Origin of the sequence: Streptomyces sp. NBC_01176 (assembly GCF_045039825.1) — a bacterium.
In the GTDB taxonomy this organism is placed as follows: Bacteria; Actinomycetota; Actinomycetes; order Streptomycetales; family Streptomycetaceae; genus Streptomyces.
Genome location: NZ_CP108600.1, coordinates 9,424,270 through 9,440,286, shown reverse-complemented (window position 1 = coordinate 9,440,286; position 16,017 = coordinate 9,424,270). Strand labels below are relative to the sequence as shown.

The window sequence follows — 16,017 nt, the reverse complement described above, 5'->3', positions numbered from 1 at the left end:
GTCACGGGTGCGGCAGGAGGAGGGTGCGCGATTCCCCGGGACCCACGGACACGATGCGATCCGCGAGGGCGATGTCGATCGGATCCTGGTCGGAAGCAGGCACCGCAATCCCCAGCTCAGCTGCCCGCAAGCGCAGTTGCACACCGCGATGGCCGCGGTAGCGAATCGCGAAGCCGTACTCGGACAACTCCGGCAGCGGCACCGGATCGAACCGCAGTACGCCGCCCCGGGTCTCCAGACCGGTCAGGCAACGCTGGACGAGATCAAGGGTGCCGGCCATGGCACCGAGGTGGATGCCCTCCCCCGTGGTGCCGCCCTGCAGATCGGCGATGTCCCCGGCCAGCGCCTCGTGCACGAACGCCCACGCCTCAGCGCGCCGCGCCCTGGCCAGCACCCACCCGTGCACCACGCTGCTCAACGTCGAGCCGTGACTCGTGCGGCGCAGGTAGTGGTCGACGGTGCGCCGCCAGACAGTGTCGTCCACCTCATGCCCCAGCCTGCGGAACAGACCGCCGAGTTCGGCGGGCGAGAAGAGGTAGCCCAGCATCAGGACGTCCGCCTGCTTGGACGCCTGGTAGCGGTTGACGCTGTCGCCCTCGGCCTCCAGGATCCGGTCGAGCCGCCGGATGTCGCCATACCGTGTCCGGTAGCCGTCCCAGTCCAGCTCCTCCAGTGCGCCGTAGCCCTCGAACTGGCTGATCACCCCGGCGTGGAAGGGCACGTACAGCTTCCGGGAGACCTCATGCCAGCGGTCGAGTTCCGCCGCCTCGAGGCCGGTGCGCTCGCAGAGGTCTCGGCGCGGCATTTCGGGCAGGTCGTAGAGGACGTCGAGGGTGCGGGCGATCACCCAGGCGGCGGTGACGTTGGTGTACGTGTTGTCGTCGAGTCCAGCCCGCTCCGCGCCCGGGTAGGCGTCGTGGTACTCGTCGGGGCCGACGACGCCACGGATCCGGTACCTGCCGAGCGTCCCGTCCCACGCCGCGAGACCGCCCCAGAAGCGGGCGATCTGCACGAGCATCTCGACGCCCTTGGTGTGCAGGAACTCGGTGTCGCCGCTCGCCTCGCAGTACTGCCACACGTTGTACGCGATCGCCGAACCGACGTGATGCTGCAGCCGTGAGTGGTCGGGGAGCCAGCGGCCGGAGCGCGGGTTGAGGTGCAGTTGCTGGGTCTCCTCCCGGCCGTCGCTGCCGCTCTGCCACGGGTACATTGCACCGGTGTGACCGGCGTCGACCGCGGCCCGGCAGGCCTGCTCGAGGCGGCGGTGGCGGTAAGTGAGCAGGGCGCGGGAGACCTCGGGGAAGTGCAGGTTGAGGTACGGCAGGACGAACAGCTCGTCCCAGAAGACGTGTCCCCGGTAGGCCTCGCCGTGCAGACCGCGCGCCGGCACGCCGACGTCCAGTTCCGCGGTGTGCGGGGAGAGCGTCTGGAGCAGGTGGAAGAGGTGGAGCCGCAGCACCGGGCCCGCGCTGTTCGGCACGTCCAACTCGGCGTTGCGCCAAAGCTGTTGCCAGGCCGTGCGATGGGAGTCCAGCAGGGTCTCGAAGTCCGGAGCGCGGCCGACCCGGTCGAGAGCGGCGTGCGCGGGATCCTTGATGGCCGGGTCGTGGGAGGTGTGCAGGGCGACCGTCTTGTCCACGGTGATCGTCCGGCCGTCGGTCAGGGAGAGTCGCAGCAGCTGGGCCGCCCGCGCGTCTTCGTGTGCGTCCACGGTCTGGACGGGTACGTCGGCGGTCGTGCGCGCCGCCAGGCCGATCCTGATGTCGGAGGTGTTGGTCCGACAGTCCAGCCACATCGTGTCCGGCGCCGCGGTGCCGGTCCGGAGGTCCATAAGGTGTCGGGAGGCGAGGGAGCGGTACCTCTCCACTCCGGTGTTCGCCACTCTCCCGTCGAACGCCGTCTCGATCTCGATCTCCCCGGACCAACCCTGAGCCGTCAACTCCATGCGCAGCAGGGCCAGATGCGGGTCGGCCATATGGACCAGCCGTACCTGCCGTACGGCGAGGTACCGGCCCACACCGCCCTCAACGTACTCGTAGCGCAGGGTGCGTTCCAGCGTGCCCGCGCGCAGGTCCAGGGTCTGACGGTGGTCGAGAACCTTGTGGGTCTCGGGCGTGAGCCAGTTCCCTGAGGCGGTGCGCACTCGAAGTGGCAGCCAGTTGGGGAGATTGACCATGTCCTCGTTCTCGACCCGGTGGCCGGCCACGTCCGAGGTGAGGCGGTTGTAGCAGCCTGCCGCGTACGTCCCCGGGTAGTGGACGGGGTCCGCCTCGCATTCGGGAGCCGCGCCCCGGGTGGCGAAGTAGCCGTTGCCGAGGGTGCACAGCGCCTCGCGCAGCCGCTCCTGCGCGGGCTCGTAGCCTTCGTACTCCCAGGTCCAGTCGGCCATCCTCAGTCCTCTTTCTGTGTGAGCAGCTCCACGAGGTCCTCGACCACCAGGTCCGCACCATGCTTTAGGAGGGCGGTTCGGGTGGCTGGGGTGCGGGCGCGGTCGACGCCCACGACAAGACCGAATCCGCCGCGCCGCCCGGCCTCGACGCCGGCGAGGGCGTCCTCAACGACGGCGGCGTGTCCGGCGGGAACCCCGAGGCGATGGGTGGCCTCCAGGAAGAGAGCGGGGTCGGGCTTCCCGGGGAGCCCCAGCCGAGCGGCCTCCCCGCCGTCCACCAGGGTGTCGAACAGATTTCGCACTCCGACGTGTTCGAGGAGTTCGCCCGCGTGGCGGGAGGCGGAGGCGGCGGCCAGCGGGATGCCGGCGGACCGCAGGGCGCGCAGCAGACGGACCGTGCCCGGGTAGGCGTCGACGCGCCCGGCGCGCAGCTGCTCGGTGAACAGCAGCTCCTTGTGTGCGGCCACGGCCCTGACCTCGTCCTCGGAAGGTCGCAGGCCACGAGCTTCGAGGAAGGCCGCGGCGCCGTCGAGGCGCGACTTCCCGTCGACGTAGCGCAGATATTCATCGCGTGGATCGAAGGGGCGCTCACCGCGTGGGCTCAGAAAGGTGTCGAAGGCCGTCTTCCATGCGGCGGCGTGCACCCGCGCGGAGTCCGTGATGACGCCATCGGTGTCGAGGACCACGGCCCGCGTCCCCCGCAGCGCACGGGGTACGCGGTCGGTGCCGCTCCGCTCCGCGCTCATCAGGCGTCGGCCACCAGTGCGGTGAGGCCGAGGAGCCGGTTGGTGTAGCCCCACTCGTTGTCGTACCAGTCGAAGACCTTCACCAGGGAGCCGTTGGCCTGGGTCAGGGCCAGGTCGAAGACGCAGGAGGCGGGGTCGCCGATGACGTCCCGGGAGACTATCGGTGCCCTCGAGACACGGAGGATGCCGTTCAGAGGCCCCTCCGATGCGTCGGCGAAAGCGGTGTTGATCTCCTCTGCCGTCGCCGCCGTCCGCAGAACCACCGAGAGGTCGGTGAGCGAACCATCCTCGACGGGCACGCGCACCGCGATGCCGTCCAGGACCGCGTGGGCGCCGCCCTTCAGGTGCAGGGCCGCGGCGTCACGGTCCCGGAAGCGGCCGGTGGATTCGATGACGACGTCGGCGCCGTAGTCCGACCAATGAAGGGCCGCCGGGTCGCGTTCGGCGGAGACCGCGATGCGTCGGCCGTCGACGGTGACAGAGTTGTCGTCGTGACTGACCTCGCGTCCGATGGGGCCGAACGTGGATTCGTACTCCGGCAGGTGGGCCAGGGGCGCGGGCGGGGCGATATCGTTGAAGGCGACCACTTCTACGTCCTCGGTGCCGGCCTCCGCCCGGTCGAGTGCCGCGCGCAGATTCGTGCGGCCTCTGCGGCCAAAGCCGTTGATGCCGACCCGTACGGTCATGGCGATGAACTCCTCTGCTCAGCCGGTGTTGGGGTGGGCGGTCAGCCGGTCCAGGTCCAGTCGGCGACCTCGGGCAGATCGGTGCCGTGTTCGCGGATCCAGGCGTGGTGGCGGGTGCGGACGTCGGCCATCCGCTGGCGCACGGCGGCGGCGCGGACAGCGAGGCCGGGGACCCGGTCGATGACGTCCATGACGAGTCGGTAGCGGTCCAGGTCGTTGCGGACGACCATGTCGAAGGGCGTCGTGGTGGTGCCCATCTCCTTGTAGCCGCGGACGTGCAGCTGGGGGTGGCCGGTACGGCGGTAGGCGAGACGGTGGATGAGCCAGGGGTAGCCGTGGTAGGCGAAGATCACCGGCTTGTCGGTGGTGAACAGTCCGTCGTACTCGCGGTCGCTCATCCCGTGCGGATGGTCCTCGCGCGGCATCAGCCGGGTCATGTCGACGACGTTGACGACGCGTACGGCGAGTTCGGGCAGCTGCCGGCGCAGCAACTGGGCCGCGGCCAGGACCTCCTGGGTGGGGACGTCACCGGCGCAGGCGAGGACGACATCCGGTTCGCCGCCGTTCTCCGTGCCCGCCCACTCCCAGACTCCGGCACCGCGGGCGCAGTGGGCGCGAGCCTCGATCAATTCGGTGTCCGGGTATCCGGGCCCCTGCCGTCGTCGCCGTGTGACGCGCGGCCGCCGCTCGGCCCTCGGACGTACGTCCGCGACCGCGCAGCAACCCCGTGACCCACTCATCCGCGCTGCGGTACCACGGCGACCGGGCAAGCGGAGTGGTGCAGGACCGCGTGGGCGACCAGACCGAGCTGGAGCCCGGCGTGTCCGTCGCGCTTCCTGGCGCCGACAACCAACAGGTCCGCGTGGGCGGAAGGTTCCAGCAGAACTCGGCGGGCGGTCCCTTCGACGGTGCTGCGCCGCAGGTCGACGTCCGGGTGTTCGGCTGCGGCCGTGCTCAGCGCCGATGCCAGGATCTCCACGGCGCGTTCCTCGTGCAAACGGGCCGGTTCACCCGCGAACAGCGGGTGGTCGGTGCTTTCCCGCGCCGGGCATCGCCAGGCCCGCACGGCCTCCAAGGCGGCGCCGCGGATCTCGGCCTCCTCGAAGGCGAAACGCGTCGCCGCCGTGTCGTGCGGTGCCTCCCCGACTCCGAGTAGCACGCGCCGGTGATTCCCGGCCCTAGCCTGGTTGTCGTGGTTGCCCCGCAGCACGATCACCGGGCAGGCCGCACCGCCGGCTACCGCGAGACGGACCGAGCCCAGCAGAAGTTCGGCCAGGCCGCTGCGGCCGCGCGACCCGACGACCAGCGCGGAGGCGGTGTGTGCCTCGTTCAGCAGGACGCTCACCGCGTCGTCGGGCAGGACATCGGTACTGACCTTCACATCGGGGTCACGGCTCCGGGCGCGCCGCGCGGCGGCCTCCGCGATGTTGTCCGCCATCACCTGCTCCGAGCGCTTGCCGAGGCCTTCGCCCGCCGCAGCGCCCTCGTAGCGCTCCCACAGCGAGGCGTACACCAGGCGCAGCGGTACACCGCGCAGCGCGGCCTCGTCCGTCGCCCAGTCCACGGCGCGCAGGCTGGACTCCGAGCCGTCGACGCCCACGACCAGGGGCAGTTCCACCGTCCTCACCGTCCTTCATCGAAGTCGAAGACGATCCGGGCCTTGACGTGACCGTGCAGTACCTCGTCGATGGACTCGTTGACGGAGACGAGGGGCCGGGATTCCCGGATGACCCGGGTGCGGCCCGCCGCGTGCAGTTCGAAGACCTCGATGAGATCTTGCCGTGTACCGACGATCGAGCCGATCACCGACGTGCCGTTCAGAACGGTGTCGAAGATCGGGACCTGGATCGTTCCATGAGCCGGGAGGGCCACCATCACGAGCTTCCCGCCGCGCCGCAGCCCCCGTACACAGCGGAGAACGCGGCTTCGTCCATCGCGAGCGCGATCGCGGCGTGCGCGCCACCGAACCGCTTGAGCACCTCGGCCGGGTCGTGGGTGCGGGCGTCGATGACGAGGTCGGCGCCCAGTTCCGACGCGAGTTCGAGCTTCTCGTCAGTGACATCGATAGCCGCCACCGTCGCCCTGGCGATCTTCGCGTACTGCACTGCCAGATGGCCCAGTCCCCCGACTCCCAAAATGGCAACAACCTGGGCGGGCCCGACTCCGGCGACCTTGAGCGCCTTGTACGTGGTGACGCCGGCGCAGGTGAGCGGGGCAGCGTCGAGGGAGACCCCGTCGGGCACCGCTTTGCGAAGTCGGCCCGGGCAAGCATCTTCTCGGCGTATGTGCCGTCGCACCCGTACCCCGTGTTGACCTGCTCCTCGCAGAGGTCTCCCAGCCGGACAGGCAGTGCTCGCAGCGTCCGCAGGCGGAGCCGAGCCAGGGCACCGCGACGCGCTGGCCGAGCGCGAGGTGAGTGCCATCGGTCCCCAGGGCCTCGACCAGCCCCACGCCCTCATGACCGGGAACGAACGGCGGATTCGGCTTCACCGGCCAGTCACCGTGCGCGGCGTGGATGTCGGTGTGACAGGGCCCCGAAGCCTCCACCAGGATGCGGACCTCGCCGGGGCCCGGCCCGGGATCGGGACGCTCCTCGATGGCCAAGGGCTCACCGAACGCTCGTACGACTGCTGCCTTCACGGGGGCTCTCCTCGGATGGTCGCTCGCGTCAGGTGATCGTCGTTCTGGTTGGTCAGTCGTGGGGGACGACAGCGACGGGGGCCGTGGCGTGGTGCAGCACTGCGTGCGTGACCGGCCCGATGTGCGCGCCGAACGGAGAGCGGCGGATACGGCGACCGACAACCACCAGGGACGCCTCGCGTGAAGCGTCGACCAAATGGTTGGCCGCCTTCCCGGACAGCGAGTCCTCGACGACGTCCACCGTCGGGAACTTCTGTCGCCACGGCCGGAGTACTCCGGCCACAGCCACCGCTTCCTCCGCTCCGAGCTGAGCATTCAGCTCCAGGTCCGGGGGCATCCCGTACGCGATGTAGGGCGGCTCGTTCCAGGCATGGACGACCCGCAGCGAGGTTTTGCGCAGGTATGCGGCCTCGAAAGCGAAGCCGATCAGAGTGTCGTCGGGGCCTGCGGTGTCGAGCCCGAGCACGACAGGCCGAGAGGGCAGATCGTCGGACCCGGTGTCCGAGGTGCCCGACGGCTCGGTCGGGTGCTCGCCGAGGCCCCGGCCCTCGCCCCGTACGAGGACGACGGGGCGCTCGGCGTGCGCCACCACAGCCAGGCCGACGGAGCCGACCGCGAAGCCGCCCACCCCGCTCAGGCCGCGAGATCCGAGCGCCAGCAGCTCGGCGTCCTTCGCGGCATCGATCAGCAGGTCGGCGGGCCGCCCCGTGACCTGTTCCACGTGCAAGTCGACCTCCGGGTGGGCGACCCGCAGACCAGCGGCCGCCTCACGCGGTACGCGCTCGGTCCAGTGCCTGTGGGTCTCAGGGTCGAGCAGAGCAGCCAGTGCCATGGGTTCCGGAACCGGCTCCCAGACGTGCACCAGCTTCAGCGGCAGCTCACGAAGCTGCGCCTCGCGGGCCGCCCATTCGGCGGCGGCACGGCTCTCAGACGAGCCGTCGAAGCCTACGGTTACAGTGCGGGCCATGCTGTTCACCTCCTGAACCGGGATCGCTCGATCCCGGTTCCAGCGTCGGGTCATGGTGGGTGGCGGTGCAGGGGCCGCAGGTCCCCGGAAGAGGCCGTTCGGCCCTAAGGCCCCGAGTTCGGTGGAGGCCGGCGACCCCTTGTCGGGGACGGCCGACCCCTCCCGCGATCAGCGCAACCAGCCGTTGTTACGGACGATGGGCAGCTGGGCCCAGAGCTTGCCGACGCCCAGGGTGTCGCCGGCCGCTACCAGCGCCAAAGCGATGAGGACTACGGCGTAGACGAGGTGGTAGTCCGCGAACGGGTTGCTGGACATGCTGGCCGAGCCGTCGGAGAGGTGCTTGGCGGGCGGCCACTCGGCAACCCACATCAGCGCCATCATCGCCGTGCCCGCGACGGCCGCGAGCCGCAGCGTGAAGCCGCCGACGAGGGCCAGTCCGATGCCGAGCAGACCGGCCATGAACAGCCAGTCCACCCAAGTGGCGCCGGCCCAGGAGTGGAAAGTGGACTCCATCGGTCCGGCAGCGACGCCGCTGAGGAAGCCCTTGGTCGGCGAACCGCCGTCGATCCAGCCCTTGCCGGAGGGAGTGGCGTAGCCGAACCCGAAGGTCTTGTCGAGGAAGGCCCACAAGAAGACGAACCCGGTCAGCAGCCGGAGGGAAGCGAAGACGTAGGCCCGCGCGATGGCCGTATCGCTGCGCGCCGATTCCACGGATTCGGACTTCGACGATGCCCGGTCCCTGCGGAACGACGACAGACGGAATCCCGCACTCCGTTGAGGGTGCTCGTGCATGGCCATGATGGTGGTCCCTTCAAGGGAATCGGCGAGTGTCGGATCCGTGCCCGACAGCGACCACTCTGGTGGCGTCAGTCCGGTCCCACCGGATGCCGAAAGGCCGTGCCCTTAGGGCTGAACGGCCCTATCTGGCAGCCTCGTTAGGCTCGCCGCACAACAGGTTTGTGGCACTGCACCGAAGGCCCTCACCAGGGCACCGGCCGCCGGCCACACGGTTCGCCACTCCTTGCGGCTCCGGCGACAGGGGCCGTTCGTCCCCCTGCCCGCCGTGCCGCTCCCGAGGTGTGTTGAGAGAGAAGGCTGCCAGCGCACACCCGCCACCGCCACATTCGAGGGCATGCCATGAACCGGCGCATCTCGTGGGATCTCTTCAGCCGCGCACACACCTTGCTCTCCAGCCGACGGTTCGAGCTGATGCTGCTGACTGCCACGTCCGGTGCGCTGATCGCTGGTGGTCTGGCCCGGCTCGTTGGCGCACGCAACATCGCCGCCCTGTGCTGGGGCCTGGACACCGTGACAGCCGTCGAGGGTGGCGACGAAGCTCCGCTGGAAACTGACCGTCGACGACCGGGAACACGCTGCCCTGACCGGCTTGGCCAGTGAGTGCGGGCAGCAGCCGGTGGAGTACGAACCGGCATCTTAGTCTTCTGAGTCAGGAGTTCTGTTGATATGTGTAGGCTTGCGGTATTGCGCGGATGGGGCGGGCCGAAGGCCGAGTTGACGTTGTCGGACGAGGATCGGGCGGCACTCGAGGGGTGGCTGCGCCGCCCTTCCACGTCGCAGGCGTGGGCCCTGACGTGTCGGATCACCCTGGCCTGCGCCGAAGGTGCTTCGAACGCGGAACACTCCTGGGCGATGACTCGACGACTTCTCCGACACCGCGCTACGCCCGGTCCCCGGGCGGGCGACCCTGGGGCGCTTCCCCGGCTGACCTCGTCACCGGGGAAGGTGCCTGCGGCGGCGGCCCAAACGCAGGCCGATCAGGACGAAGTCGGCGACCAGAACAACCACGCCGATGACCAACAGGTAGAACAGGCCCTTCGCCACCACACCGATGATGCCGAGCACGATGGCCACAAGGACCAGCAGGAGGAAGAGAGCCATTGGTATCACCTCATGGTAAAAGCCGTTGTCGGGGGCATCAGCGGCGGGCGAGGCGACGTTCGCCGCCCTCACCCGTTCGGTAGGCGAGCTCGTAGTGCGCGAAGACCGCCTTCTCGTCCTCCGCGAGCAGTTCGCCGTCCGTGCCGATCGAGGGCGCTTCCTTGACCTGTTTCTTGTCGTAGGCGATCTTCACATAACCGGGACCGACCGTCGCGTCGCCCAGGGGGACGAACACCAGCCGGTGCCGGGTCGGCAGGCCGACCGTGACCGTCGCGAACGCGGGCTGGTCCGTGGCCGTGTCGACGTAGACCGCCTCCAGGACGCCGATCTTGTGCCGCTCGTGGTCGACCACGTCGTGGCCTCGCCATTCCCTGATGTCTTGCGCCTCGAACACGGGGCCCCCTCTGTCGCAGGTCGGTTGAAGACCGCTGTCGTCGCTCTCTCGCTCCTTCCTCCTTACCTGCCTTCGGAGCGTCACACCCTGGAGAGCAGCCAACCTGCGGGCCGGACGGCGGACGACCCGCACGCGACGCGGCGTCTCGGCGACCGTCCGGCCCGTCGCGGTCCAGCGCGGCAGCGCGGGCGGTAAGCCGCGCGGGCCGGACAACCTGTCGCGGGGTCAGTAGGTGGCCAGGGAGATGGCGATGTAGTGCGCGGTGAAGGCTGCCACGGTCAAGGCGTGGAACACCTCGTGGAAGCCGAACCAGCGGGGTGAGGGGTCGGGTCGCTGAAGGGCGTAGACGACCGCGCCCGCGCTGTAGAGGAGACCGCCGGCCACGATCAGGGTGAATACGGCTGCTCCGCCGGTGTGCAGGAAGTCGGGCAGATAGCGCACTGGTGCCCACCCCAGTGCCAGGTAGCACGGGGTGTACAGCCAACGCGGCGCTCCGACCCACAGGACCCGGAACGCGATACCGGCCAACGCGCCCGCCCACACGATCCACAGCAACACGGACCGCTGGTCCGGCGGGAGGAGAAGCACCGCCAGGGGCGTGCAGGTGCCGGCGATGATGAGGAAGATGTTGGCGTGGTCGAAACGTCGCAGGAGAGCCTCGCCGAGCGGCCCCCAGGTTCCGCGGTGGTAAACGGCGCTCGTCGCGAACAGCAGCCAGGCGGTGACCGAGTACACGGCGCAGGCCAGAGCCCCCTGCGGGGTGTGAGCCAGGCAGATGAGCACGATGCCCGCGATCAGTGCGGCGGGAACCATTCCGGCATGAAGCCAGCCGCGCAGCCTCGGCTTGATCGGTTCGGCCAGGCCGACCGCCTGCTCCACCAGAGCGGCAACCGGGTGAGCTTCCTCGTCTGCTTCGTCAGCTTGTGATCCGGCGGGCGCCCCGTCTTCACGACCCGCTCCACCCCTTGCGGCGGCGTGACCGTATTCGGTATCTACGGCGTCGCGGAACACATCTTCTCGTCCTCGCTCGGACTCCTCGGCGTCACCGGTGATCATGGGGCCATGCTAGAAGACGAGGCCCGGACGGCACTCCATGAGTCCGGTCGCGACCACGACGCCCACGTCGTCGGTGTGTGGTCCGCAACCGTTTGAACTCCGACCTCGTTGATCCTCGCGTCAATTGGGGCCGCAGAAGCCGAGTAGATCGGCTCGTCATGGGAACGATCAGGACTTCCGAACGGGCATTGGGCCCGCCTACGCGCAAGGATCGCCGATGCTTCCTGAGGTCCTCCCCCACGTATCCGCCCCCCTCGTACACCAGGTGGAACACCAATTGGGCCTGGCTCCGCATCTCGAAGCGGGCCATCTCGATGTGGAGCGCGTCGCCGGCATCGCAGTCGTCGCAGCCGCCCACTCCGACGGCTATGCGGCCACTGGCCATCTCCTCGGACTGCTGGCCGCACTCCCTGCCCCCACCAAGGCAGGAGAACGCTTCTGGGCGGAGCTGTGGAGGACCTCGGGCACCGCGTACCTGCTACCGGCCAACATCAAGGCCCTGGTGCTGCGTTCCCTGACAGGAGAAGGAACCGCCCTGGCCCGACAAATCCTGTCGGCCGTCGATCAGATGACCCCTCCCCAGCGCGTCGCAGCCGGGGAGGTTATCGGTCAAGCCCTCGCCGAGTCCGACCACTTTCCCGACCTCAAGACACAGGTCATCGGAGAACTGTGGCTGCGAGATCTCGAGCTCACCGCCTGGCGCGTCCTGCACGCAGACCACAGGTCGGACGATCCCGCTGGACGGAAAGCCTTCCTCGACGCCTGGACGAGCGTGTGATGAGGGTGTTTGTCATACGGCGCACGGCTGACAGAGACGCACCAGTGGTGTGCGGTACTGACAGCCGCGCAGTGCGCTAGGCGCTGTTTCTCGGATCATGTGCGGAGCCAGATGATGAGTGCTGCGACGGTGACGGTGCCGAGGTAGGTGTAGGCCCGTTTCTCGTAGCGTGTGGCGACCGCGCGGAAGCCCTTGAGACGGTTGATGGCTCGCTCAACGGTGTTGCGTTTCTTGTATTGTTCGCGGTCGAATCCGGTGGGCCGACCGCCTTGGGAACCGCGGTTGCGTCGGTGTCTGCGCTGGTCGAGTCGTTCGGGGATGGTGTGCGAGATGCCGCGTCGTCGCAGGTAGCGGCGGTTCTCGCGGGATGTGTAGGCCTTGTCGGCCAGGACATGGTCGGGCCGGCTGCGAGGCCGGCCGACCCCGCTGCGGGGTACCGACACCTGCTCCAGGACGGGCTGCAGTTGGGGGCCGTCACCGAAGTGTCCAGGTGTCAGGAGAACGGTGAGCGGTCGGCATCGCCCGTCCGCTGCGAGGTGGATCTTGGTGGTGAAGCCGCCCCGGGAACGTCCCAGGCACTCGCCGACCTGACCACCTCCTCCAGCCGGACGGCCAGTTTCCGAAGCACCGGATCGCCCTGATTCGTCCGCGGAAGGGCCCCCTTTTGAGCAGCCGCGGTGGGCGGTGCCTTCCGCGCGCCGGCGGCGTGCTGGTGAGCTCGCACCGCCGTGGAGTCGACGGACACGTCCCAGTCGATGTGGCCCGCGGCGTCCTCGGCGGCCTGCACCTTCGACAGCAGCATGTGCCAGGTCCCGTCCGCCGACCAGCGGCGATGACGTTTGTAGACCGTCTCCCACGGTCCGAACCGCTCGGGCAGATCCCGCCACTGCACCCCCGTGCGGACCCGGTACAGCACCCCGTTGATCACCCGCCGGTGATCACTCCACCGGCCCCCACGCGCACCACCGCGAGGTAAGAACGACTCCAGCCGGTCCCACTCCGCATTCGTCAGGTCTCCGCGTCCCATGGAGCCAGCCTGCCCCCAACACCCCGTTCACGGAGGGAGATCCGAGAAACAGCGCCTAGGGGGCGGGCCCAGGCTTCAGCGTTCGCCGGGGGGGTGCCGCCCAGGCAGAGCATGTAGCGCGTGCGCCGTCCGTTGCGCTCGCGGCACATGTAGCCGGCCTCTTCGAGGTCCTTGACGACGCTCTGAGCGGAACGGTGCGTTCGGTGATGTGGCAGGCCGCGGCGACCTCGCGAACCCGGCTGGCAGGGTCGCGGGCAATGACGATCAGCACGCGAGCGTAGTTGGTGAAGGAAGCTCCAGTTCCCGGCCTGCTCATTCACGATCTGCCCCGCTCTTCGACGCTGACCAGTTGGGACACCCGCAGGGAGTTTGGTGACCATCACCAACAGCGGCAGACCCCGCGGATGTCGACTACGAGATGTGCTCGCGGTCGCTGATCCTTTCCCCGACGTTCGATGCCACTCTGGCTGGTCTGCGAGTCGACTATCGTGGCGACCGCATTGGCCCTTCGTCAGCGCGGCCCTGGCCGCAGGCACCTGCAGCCGCGCAGCGGGCCATAACCCGGATCGTCCGCCACGGGCGCGCCCCTGACCGCGATGGCGGCAGTGCCGGGGCTCGACTGAGCATGTTTGACCGCCTCGCACGCGCCACCGCGGTCACCCTGGTCTTCAGCGCCACGCCCGTGAACGCCCTCCCCCCCCCGCACTGTCGCCACCCGCCAGGAGCAGGGTGGCCAGTTAATATAATCTGCCCTATGTCGAAGCCTGACGACCTGCTCCTTGACGTCGCCGCCCTGGTGGAGTCCGGGCAGAGCAACCAGATGTCCCTGACCGTGGTCACCGGTGGTGCTGTCATCACCGGTCGGCTGGCTCCCGAAGCAGCGTGGAGGCAGAGGGTGTCGGATGTGCTGACGGATTCCACCCGCTTGGGAGAGTTCTCCGCCGTCTTCGAAAACCCTGCGAAGAAGGACGGACCGCCCACTCATCTTCACTTCCATGTCGCCCGGATCCTGCAGGGCACGGTCGGGATCCCGGAGACAGGCGGTATGTACCGTGTGGCGATCAACGACGTCAGCGCCTGGACCATGGGCGACTTCAGCTATTCGGACCACTGAGCAACCACTGCCACGGGAACCCGTCGCAAGCTGTGTGGGCCCGATCGGCGCGCGCCGATCGGGCCCACACAGCTGTCCAAGCGTCGGCGCGTTGCCCGTCCCGTCGGTCAGACGGACACGGGAGTACCGAGCATCGCGGAAGCCTGCTGGAGCGAGCTGAGGATGCGGACGGGTGCGGCCTTCGGGAGGGTGCGGCAGGTGAAGCCGAGCTGAGTCATGGCCCGGAGGACTTCGCCGGCGCTGAAGTCACGGCGGTCCTGGCGGGTGATGACCTGGCCGACCTGCTTGACGGGGTAGTGGCGGCGGCCGATGATCACGGATTCGCCGGTGCCGGGTTCGGGCTTGATGCCCTTCATCGATTCCAGCACGCCGGTCTTGGTGAGCTCGAAGGGGAAGCGGGCGATGACGCAGCGCATGTGGCCTCACAGGGAGAAACAGGGAGGAGGGGAGGATCCGACCGGGGTGAGGACGCTCGGCTCAGCGGGAGAGGGCGAGGACGCCCAGGGCGCTGCCTTGCCCGTCGACCACCGGCAGGGCACCGAGCCGGCGGGAGCGCATCGCGTGCTCGGCTTCGGCCATCGTGGTCACGGATGAGGCCATCGCCCCGGGGTCGCCGAGGATGTCGCGCAGACGGACGCGGTCCGTGTAAGCGGAGCCGTCACGGACCGCGGTGAGTTCGGTCTGGGTGACCAGTCCGGTGCACTGGCCGTCCTGGTCGCAGACGACCAGCCGACCCGTGCGGGCGGCGGCCATGACGGACAGCGCAACCTCGACGCTCATGTCGTCACAGACCTGTGGTCCGGCCGCATCCATGACCTCAGTCACCGTCCTGTGCACGGGGCCGGCGCTCGCCGGGCGGGGCTGCATCTGAACCAGCGTCAAAAGGTGCCTCCTTCAGAGATGGGTCAGCTTCCTGATCACAGAGGTTCTAGTAGTGCTTGGTCATGTTGGTGCGGGGTCTGGCATGTCACGGTGACAGGTGGGGCAGGCGCCGGTCCAGATCACGAGGAGTATCTGCAGCTCGCGGACGACTCGGTAGAGGGTCAGGCCGGCGCCGTCTCTTTTGGGGATCGGTTCAGTCGTTGCAGGGTGCAGAAGGCGTGGGCGACCGAGACGAGGGTGACGTGGTGGTGCCAGCCTGGCCAGGTCCGGCCTTCGAAGTGGGCCAGGCCCAGGGCCTGTTTCATCTCGCGGTAGTCGTTCTCGATGCGCCAGCGGAGCTTCGCGGTGCGCACGAGGACGGGCAACGGGGTGGTCTCGGGCAGGTTGGAGAGCCAGAACTGCACGGGCTCGTCCTGGTCGGCGGGCCATTCGGCCAGCAGCCAGCGGACCGGAAGCCCGGTGCCGGCCGTGGCCTTGCGGATCTCACGCCCGGCGGGCCGGATCCGCAGGGCCACGAAGCGCGAGTACATGCGCTTGTGCCCACTGCGGCCACTGCCCGGCCGTGATCCCTCCCTCCACTGCACCGGCCGTGCGGATGATTTACCGGCCGCGATGACCAGGCTCTTCACCCTCTGGGCAGGCTCGGGGTAGGCAGGAACCGGCGGTCTGCCCCGGCCTGTGTGGGCCGGGGTGCAGGGCTGTGCGTCCTCGGGTTGCGCGGTGGTCGTGGTCGAGATGCCCACCACGTAGTCGAGACCGCGTTCTTCCAGGCCGAGCCGGAAGGCGGCGGTGTCGCCATAGCCGCCGTCGGCGATGACCTGGGGCACCTCGATGCCCCAGGACCGCGTCTCGTCGATCATGTCGAGGGCCAGCTGCCACTTCTCGACATGGCCGATCTGGGCGGGGATGGCGCACTTGTCACGGCGGGCCACCTTGGCCGGATCGGCCTTCGGCGAGGCGGGATCCCAGCTCCCGGGCAGGAACAGACGCCAGTTCACCGCCACCGAGGCTCCGTTGGAAGCAAGGTGCAGCGAGACCCCGGCCTGGCAGTTGGTGACCTTGCCCGCGGTGCCGGTGTACTGCCGGGTCACGCACGCCGACGCATCCCCGTCCTTGAGGAACCCGGTGTCATCGATGACCAGCGCGGTGGGCTTGATGACCGGCTGCATACGCCAGGCCAACCGGGCCCGCACATGCGCCGCATCCCACGGGCTGGAGGTGACGAAGTGGGCCAGGGCCTGCCGGTTACCGTCCTCGCCCAAGCGGGCAGCCATCGGCTCCACCGACTTGCGCCCGCCGTCCAGCAGCAGCCCCCGTAGATAGACCCCGCCCCACCGTCGCTGATCCGCCCGCGCGAACGGCTCGAACATCTCCGCCGCGAAGTCCTCCAGATCACACCGGACCGCAGCCAGCTCCCCACTCAGCACACCCGATCAACG

At 69.0% G+C, this 16,017-nt stretch carries 18 protein-coding genes and 2 pseudogenes; 3 read left to right on the top strand and 17 right to left on the bottom strand.

Features of this window, described 5'->3' with window-relative positions; translation table 11 throughout:
• Position 1: 1 nt before the first annotated feature.
• The 10 genes and pseudogenes from OG199_RS41020 to OG199_RS40975 form a co-directional block, all read right to left on the bottom strand.
• Complete coding sequence (locus OG199_RS41020; RefSeq protein WP_405834013.1) at positions 2-2,389, bottom strand: glycoside hydrolase family 65 protein; 2,388 nt, start codon at positions 2,387-2,389, stop codon at positions 2-4.
• Positions 2,390-2,391: 2 nt separating this feature from the next.
• The gene (locus OG199_RS41015) at positions 2,392-3,135 is read right to left on the bottom strand and encodes an HAD family hydrolase (RefSeq protein WP_405834011.1); all 744 of its coding nucleotides are present in this window, start codon (positions 3,133-3,135) and stop codon (positions 2,392-2,394) included.
• On the bottom strand, positions 3,135-3,821 hold the full coding sequence (locus OG199_RS41010) for a glyceraldehyde 3-phosphate dehydrogenase NAD-binding domain-containing protein (protein ID WP_405834009.1): 687 nt from the start codon (positions 3,819-3,821) through the stop codon (positions 3,135-3,137). Before OG199_RS41010 ends, OG199_RS41015 begins: the two co-directional genes overlap by 1 nt.
• 41 nt (positions 3,822-3,862) lie before the next feature.
• A pseudogene (locus tag OG199_RS41005) lies at positions 3,863-4,447 on the bottom strand (phosphoketolase); the annotation flags it as partial.
• 110 nt (positions 4,448-4,557) lie between these two features.
• Positions 4,558-5,439 carry a universal stress protein gene (locus OG199_RS41000; RefSeq protein WP_405834007.1) on the bottom strand — a complete coding sequence of 294 codons (882 nt, stop codon included), beginning with the start codon at positions 5,437-5,439 and terminating at the stop codon, positions 4,558-4,560.
• 5 nt (positions 5,440-5,444) lie between these two features.
• Positions 5,445-5,696: a hypothetical protein gene (locus OG199_RS40995; protein WP_356809327.1), complete on the bottom strand. Its 252-nt coding sequence runs from the start codon at positions 5,694-5,696 to the stop codon at positions 5,445-5,447.
• The gene (locus OG199_RS40990; RefSeq protein ID WP_356809328.1) at positions 5,696-6,064 is read right to left on the bottom strand and encodes a zinc-binding dehydrogenase; all 369 of its coding nucleotides are present in this window, start codon (positions 6,062-6,064) and stop codon (positions 5,696-5,698) included. The genes OG199_RS40995 and OG199_RS40990 overlap by 1 nt, the downstream gene beginning before the upstream one ends.
• A 55-nt stretch (positions 6,065-6,119) precedes the next feature.
• Positions 6,120-6,461, bottom strand: a pseudogene (locus OG199_RS40985) (alcohol dehydrogenase catalytic domain-containing protein); the annotation flags it as partial.
• A gap of 52 nt (positions 6,462-6,513) precedes the next feature.
• Positions 6,514-7,428: a universal stress protein gene (locus OG199_RS40980; protein WP_356809329.1), complete on the bottom strand. Its 915-nt coding sequence runs from the start codon at positions 7,426-7,428 to the stop codon at positions 6,514-6,516.
• A gap of 168 nt (positions 7,429-7,596) precedes the next feature.
• Positions 7,597-8,226, bottom strand: coding sequence for a hypothetical protein (locus tag OG199_RS40975; protein ID WP_405834005.1), 630 nt, complete (start codon positions 8,224-8,226; stop codon positions 7,597-7,599).
• 339 nt (positions 8,227-8,565) lie between these two features.
• Between OG199_RS40975 and OG199_RS40970 the strand changes: the two genes are divergently transcribed.
• Positions 8,566-8,826, top strand: coding sequence for a hypothetical protein (locus tag OG199_RS40970; protein ID WP_405834003.1), 261 nt, complete (start codon positions 8,566-8,568; stop codon positions 8,824-8,826).
• Positions 8,827-9,159: 333 nt separating this feature from the next.
• On the opposite strand, the gene OG199_RS40965 is transcribed toward OG199_RS40970, so the two are convergent.
• The 3 genes from OG199_RS40965 to OG199_RS40955 all read right to left on the bottom strand — a co-directional run bounded on the left by OG199_RS40965 (position 9,160) and on the right by OG199_RS40955 (position 10,600).
• Positions 9,160-9,327, bottom strand: a complete 168-nt coding sequence (locus OG199_RS40965) for a hypothetical protein (RefSeq protein ID WP_405834001.1) — start codon at positions 9,325-9,327, stop codon at positions 9,160-9,162.
• 37 nt (positions 9,328-9,364) lie between these two features.
• The gene (locus tag OG199_RS40960) at positions 9,365-9,721 is read right to left on the bottom strand and encodes a PRC-barrel domain-containing protein (protein ID WP_356809738.1); all 357 of its coding nucleotides are present in this window, start codon (positions 9,719-9,721) and stop codon (positions 9,365-9,367) included.
• A gap of 225 nt (positions 9,722-9,946) precedes the next feature.
• Positions 9,947-10,600: a hemolysin III family protein gene (locus OG199_RS40955; protein ID WP_405833999.1), complete on the bottom strand. Its 654-nt coding sequence runs from the start codon at positions 10,598-10,600 to the stop codon at positions 9,947-9,949.
• 394 nt (positions 10,601-10,994) lie between these two features.
• Here OG199_RS40955 and OG199_RS40950 point away from each other — a divergent pair, with 394 nt between their 5' ends.
• Positions 10,995-11,555: a hypothetical protein gene (locus OG199_RS40950; protein ID WP_356809734.1), complete on the top strand. Its 561-nt coding sequence runs from the start codon at positions 10,995-10,997 to the stop codon at positions 11,553-11,555.
• A 95-nt stretch (positions 11,556-11,650) separates the two neighbouring features.
• Here OG199_RS40950 and OG199_RS40945 read toward each other — a convergent pair.
• A protein-coding gene (locus OG199_RS40945) for an IS5 family transposase (RefSeq protein WP_405833997.1) occupies positions 11,651-12,582 on the bottom strand; the annotation gives its coding sequence in 2 pieces (ribosomal slippage) (positions 11,651-12,181 and positions 12,184-12,582; 930 coding nt in all).
• Between the two features lie 754 nt (positions 12,583-13,336).
• Here OG199_RS40945 and OG199_RS40940 point away from each other — a divergent pair.
• A complete protein-coding gene (locus OG199_RS40940; RefSeq protein ID WP_405833995.1) occupies positions 13,337-13,696 on the top strand; it encodes a hypothetical protein in 360 nt (119 codons plus the stop codon).
• Positions 13,697-13,803: 107 nt separating this feature from the next.
• On the opposite strand, the gene OG199_RS40935 is transcribed toward OG199_RS40940, so the two are convergent.
• From OG199_RS40935 to OG199_RS40925, 3 genes are all read right to left on the bottom strand, one after another.
• Positions 13,804-14,112: an SCO5918 family protein gene (locus OG199_RS40935; protein ID WP_405833993.1), complete on the bottom strand. Its 309-nt coding sequence runs from the start codon at positions 14,110-14,112 to the stop codon at positions 13,804-13,806.
• 61 nt (positions 14,113-14,173) lie between these two features.
• Positions 14,174-14,578 (bottom strand): CBS domain-containing protein, encoded by a 405-nt coding sequence (locus tag OG199_RS40930; protein WP_405833991.1) that lies wholly within the window; start codon positions 14,576-14,578, stop codon positions 14,174-14,176.
• Positions 14,579-14,739: 161 nt separating this feature from the next.
• The gene (locus OG199_RS40925) at positions 14,740-15,948 is read right to left on the bottom strand and encodes an IS701 family transposase (RefSeq protein WP_405827786.1); all 1,209 of its coding nucleotides are present in this window, start codon (positions 15,946-15,948) and stop codon (positions 14,740-14,742) included.
• Positions 15,949-16,017 lie beyond the last annotated feature (69 nt).

Bases quoted from the DNA above. Each gene is read 5' to 3' on its own strand.
- OG199_RS41020 (WP_405834013.1), bottom strand. From the start codon at position 2,389: ATGGCCGACTGGACCTGGGAGTACGAAGGCTACGAGCCCGCGCAGGAG.
- OG199_RS41015 (WP_405834011.1), bottom strand. From the start codon at position 3,135: ATGAGCGCGGAGCGGAGCGGCACCGACCGCGTACCCCGTGCGCTGCGG.
- OG199_RS41010 (WP_405834009.1), bottom strand. From the start codon at position 3,821: ATGACCGTACGGGTCGGCATCAACGGCTTTGGCCGCAGAGGCCGCACG.
- OG199_RS40995 (WP_356809327.1), bottom strand. From the start codon at position 5,696: ATGGTGGCCCTCCCGGCTCATGGAACGATCCAGGTCCCGATCTTCGAC.
- OG199_RS40980 (WP_356809329.1), bottom strand. From the start codon at position 7,428: ATGGCCCGCACTGTAACCGTAGGCTTCGACGGCTCGTCTGAGAGCCGT.
- OG199_RS40975 (WP_405834005.1), bottom strand. From the start codon at position 8,226: ATGGCCATGCACGAGCACCCTCAACGGAGTGCGGGATTCCGTCTGTCG.
- OG199_RS40970 (WP_405834003.1), top strand. From the start codon at position 8,566: ATGAACCGGCGCATCTCGTGGGATCTCTTCAGCCGCGCACACACCTTG.
- OG199_RS40965 (WP_405834001.1), bottom strand. From the start codon at position 9,327: ATGGCTCTCTTCCTCCTGCTGGTCCTTGTGGCCATCGTGCTCGGCATC.
- OG199_RS40950 (WP_356809734.1), top strand. From the start codon at position 10,995: ATGCTTCCTGAGGTCCTCCCCCACGTATCCGCCCCCCTCGTACACCAG.
- OG199_RS40940 (WP_405833995.1), top strand. From the start codon at position 13,337: ATGTCGAAGCCTGACGACCTGCTCCTTGACGTCGCCGCCCTGGTGGAG.
- OG199_RS40935 (WP_405833993.1), bottom strand. From the start codon at position 14,112: ATGCGCTGCGTCATCGCCCGCTTCCCCTTCGAGCTCACCAAGACCGGC.
- OG199_RS40925 (WP_405827786.1), bottom strand. From the start codon at position 15,948: ATGTTCGAGCCGTTCGCGCGGGCGGATCAGCGACGGTGGGGCGGGGTC.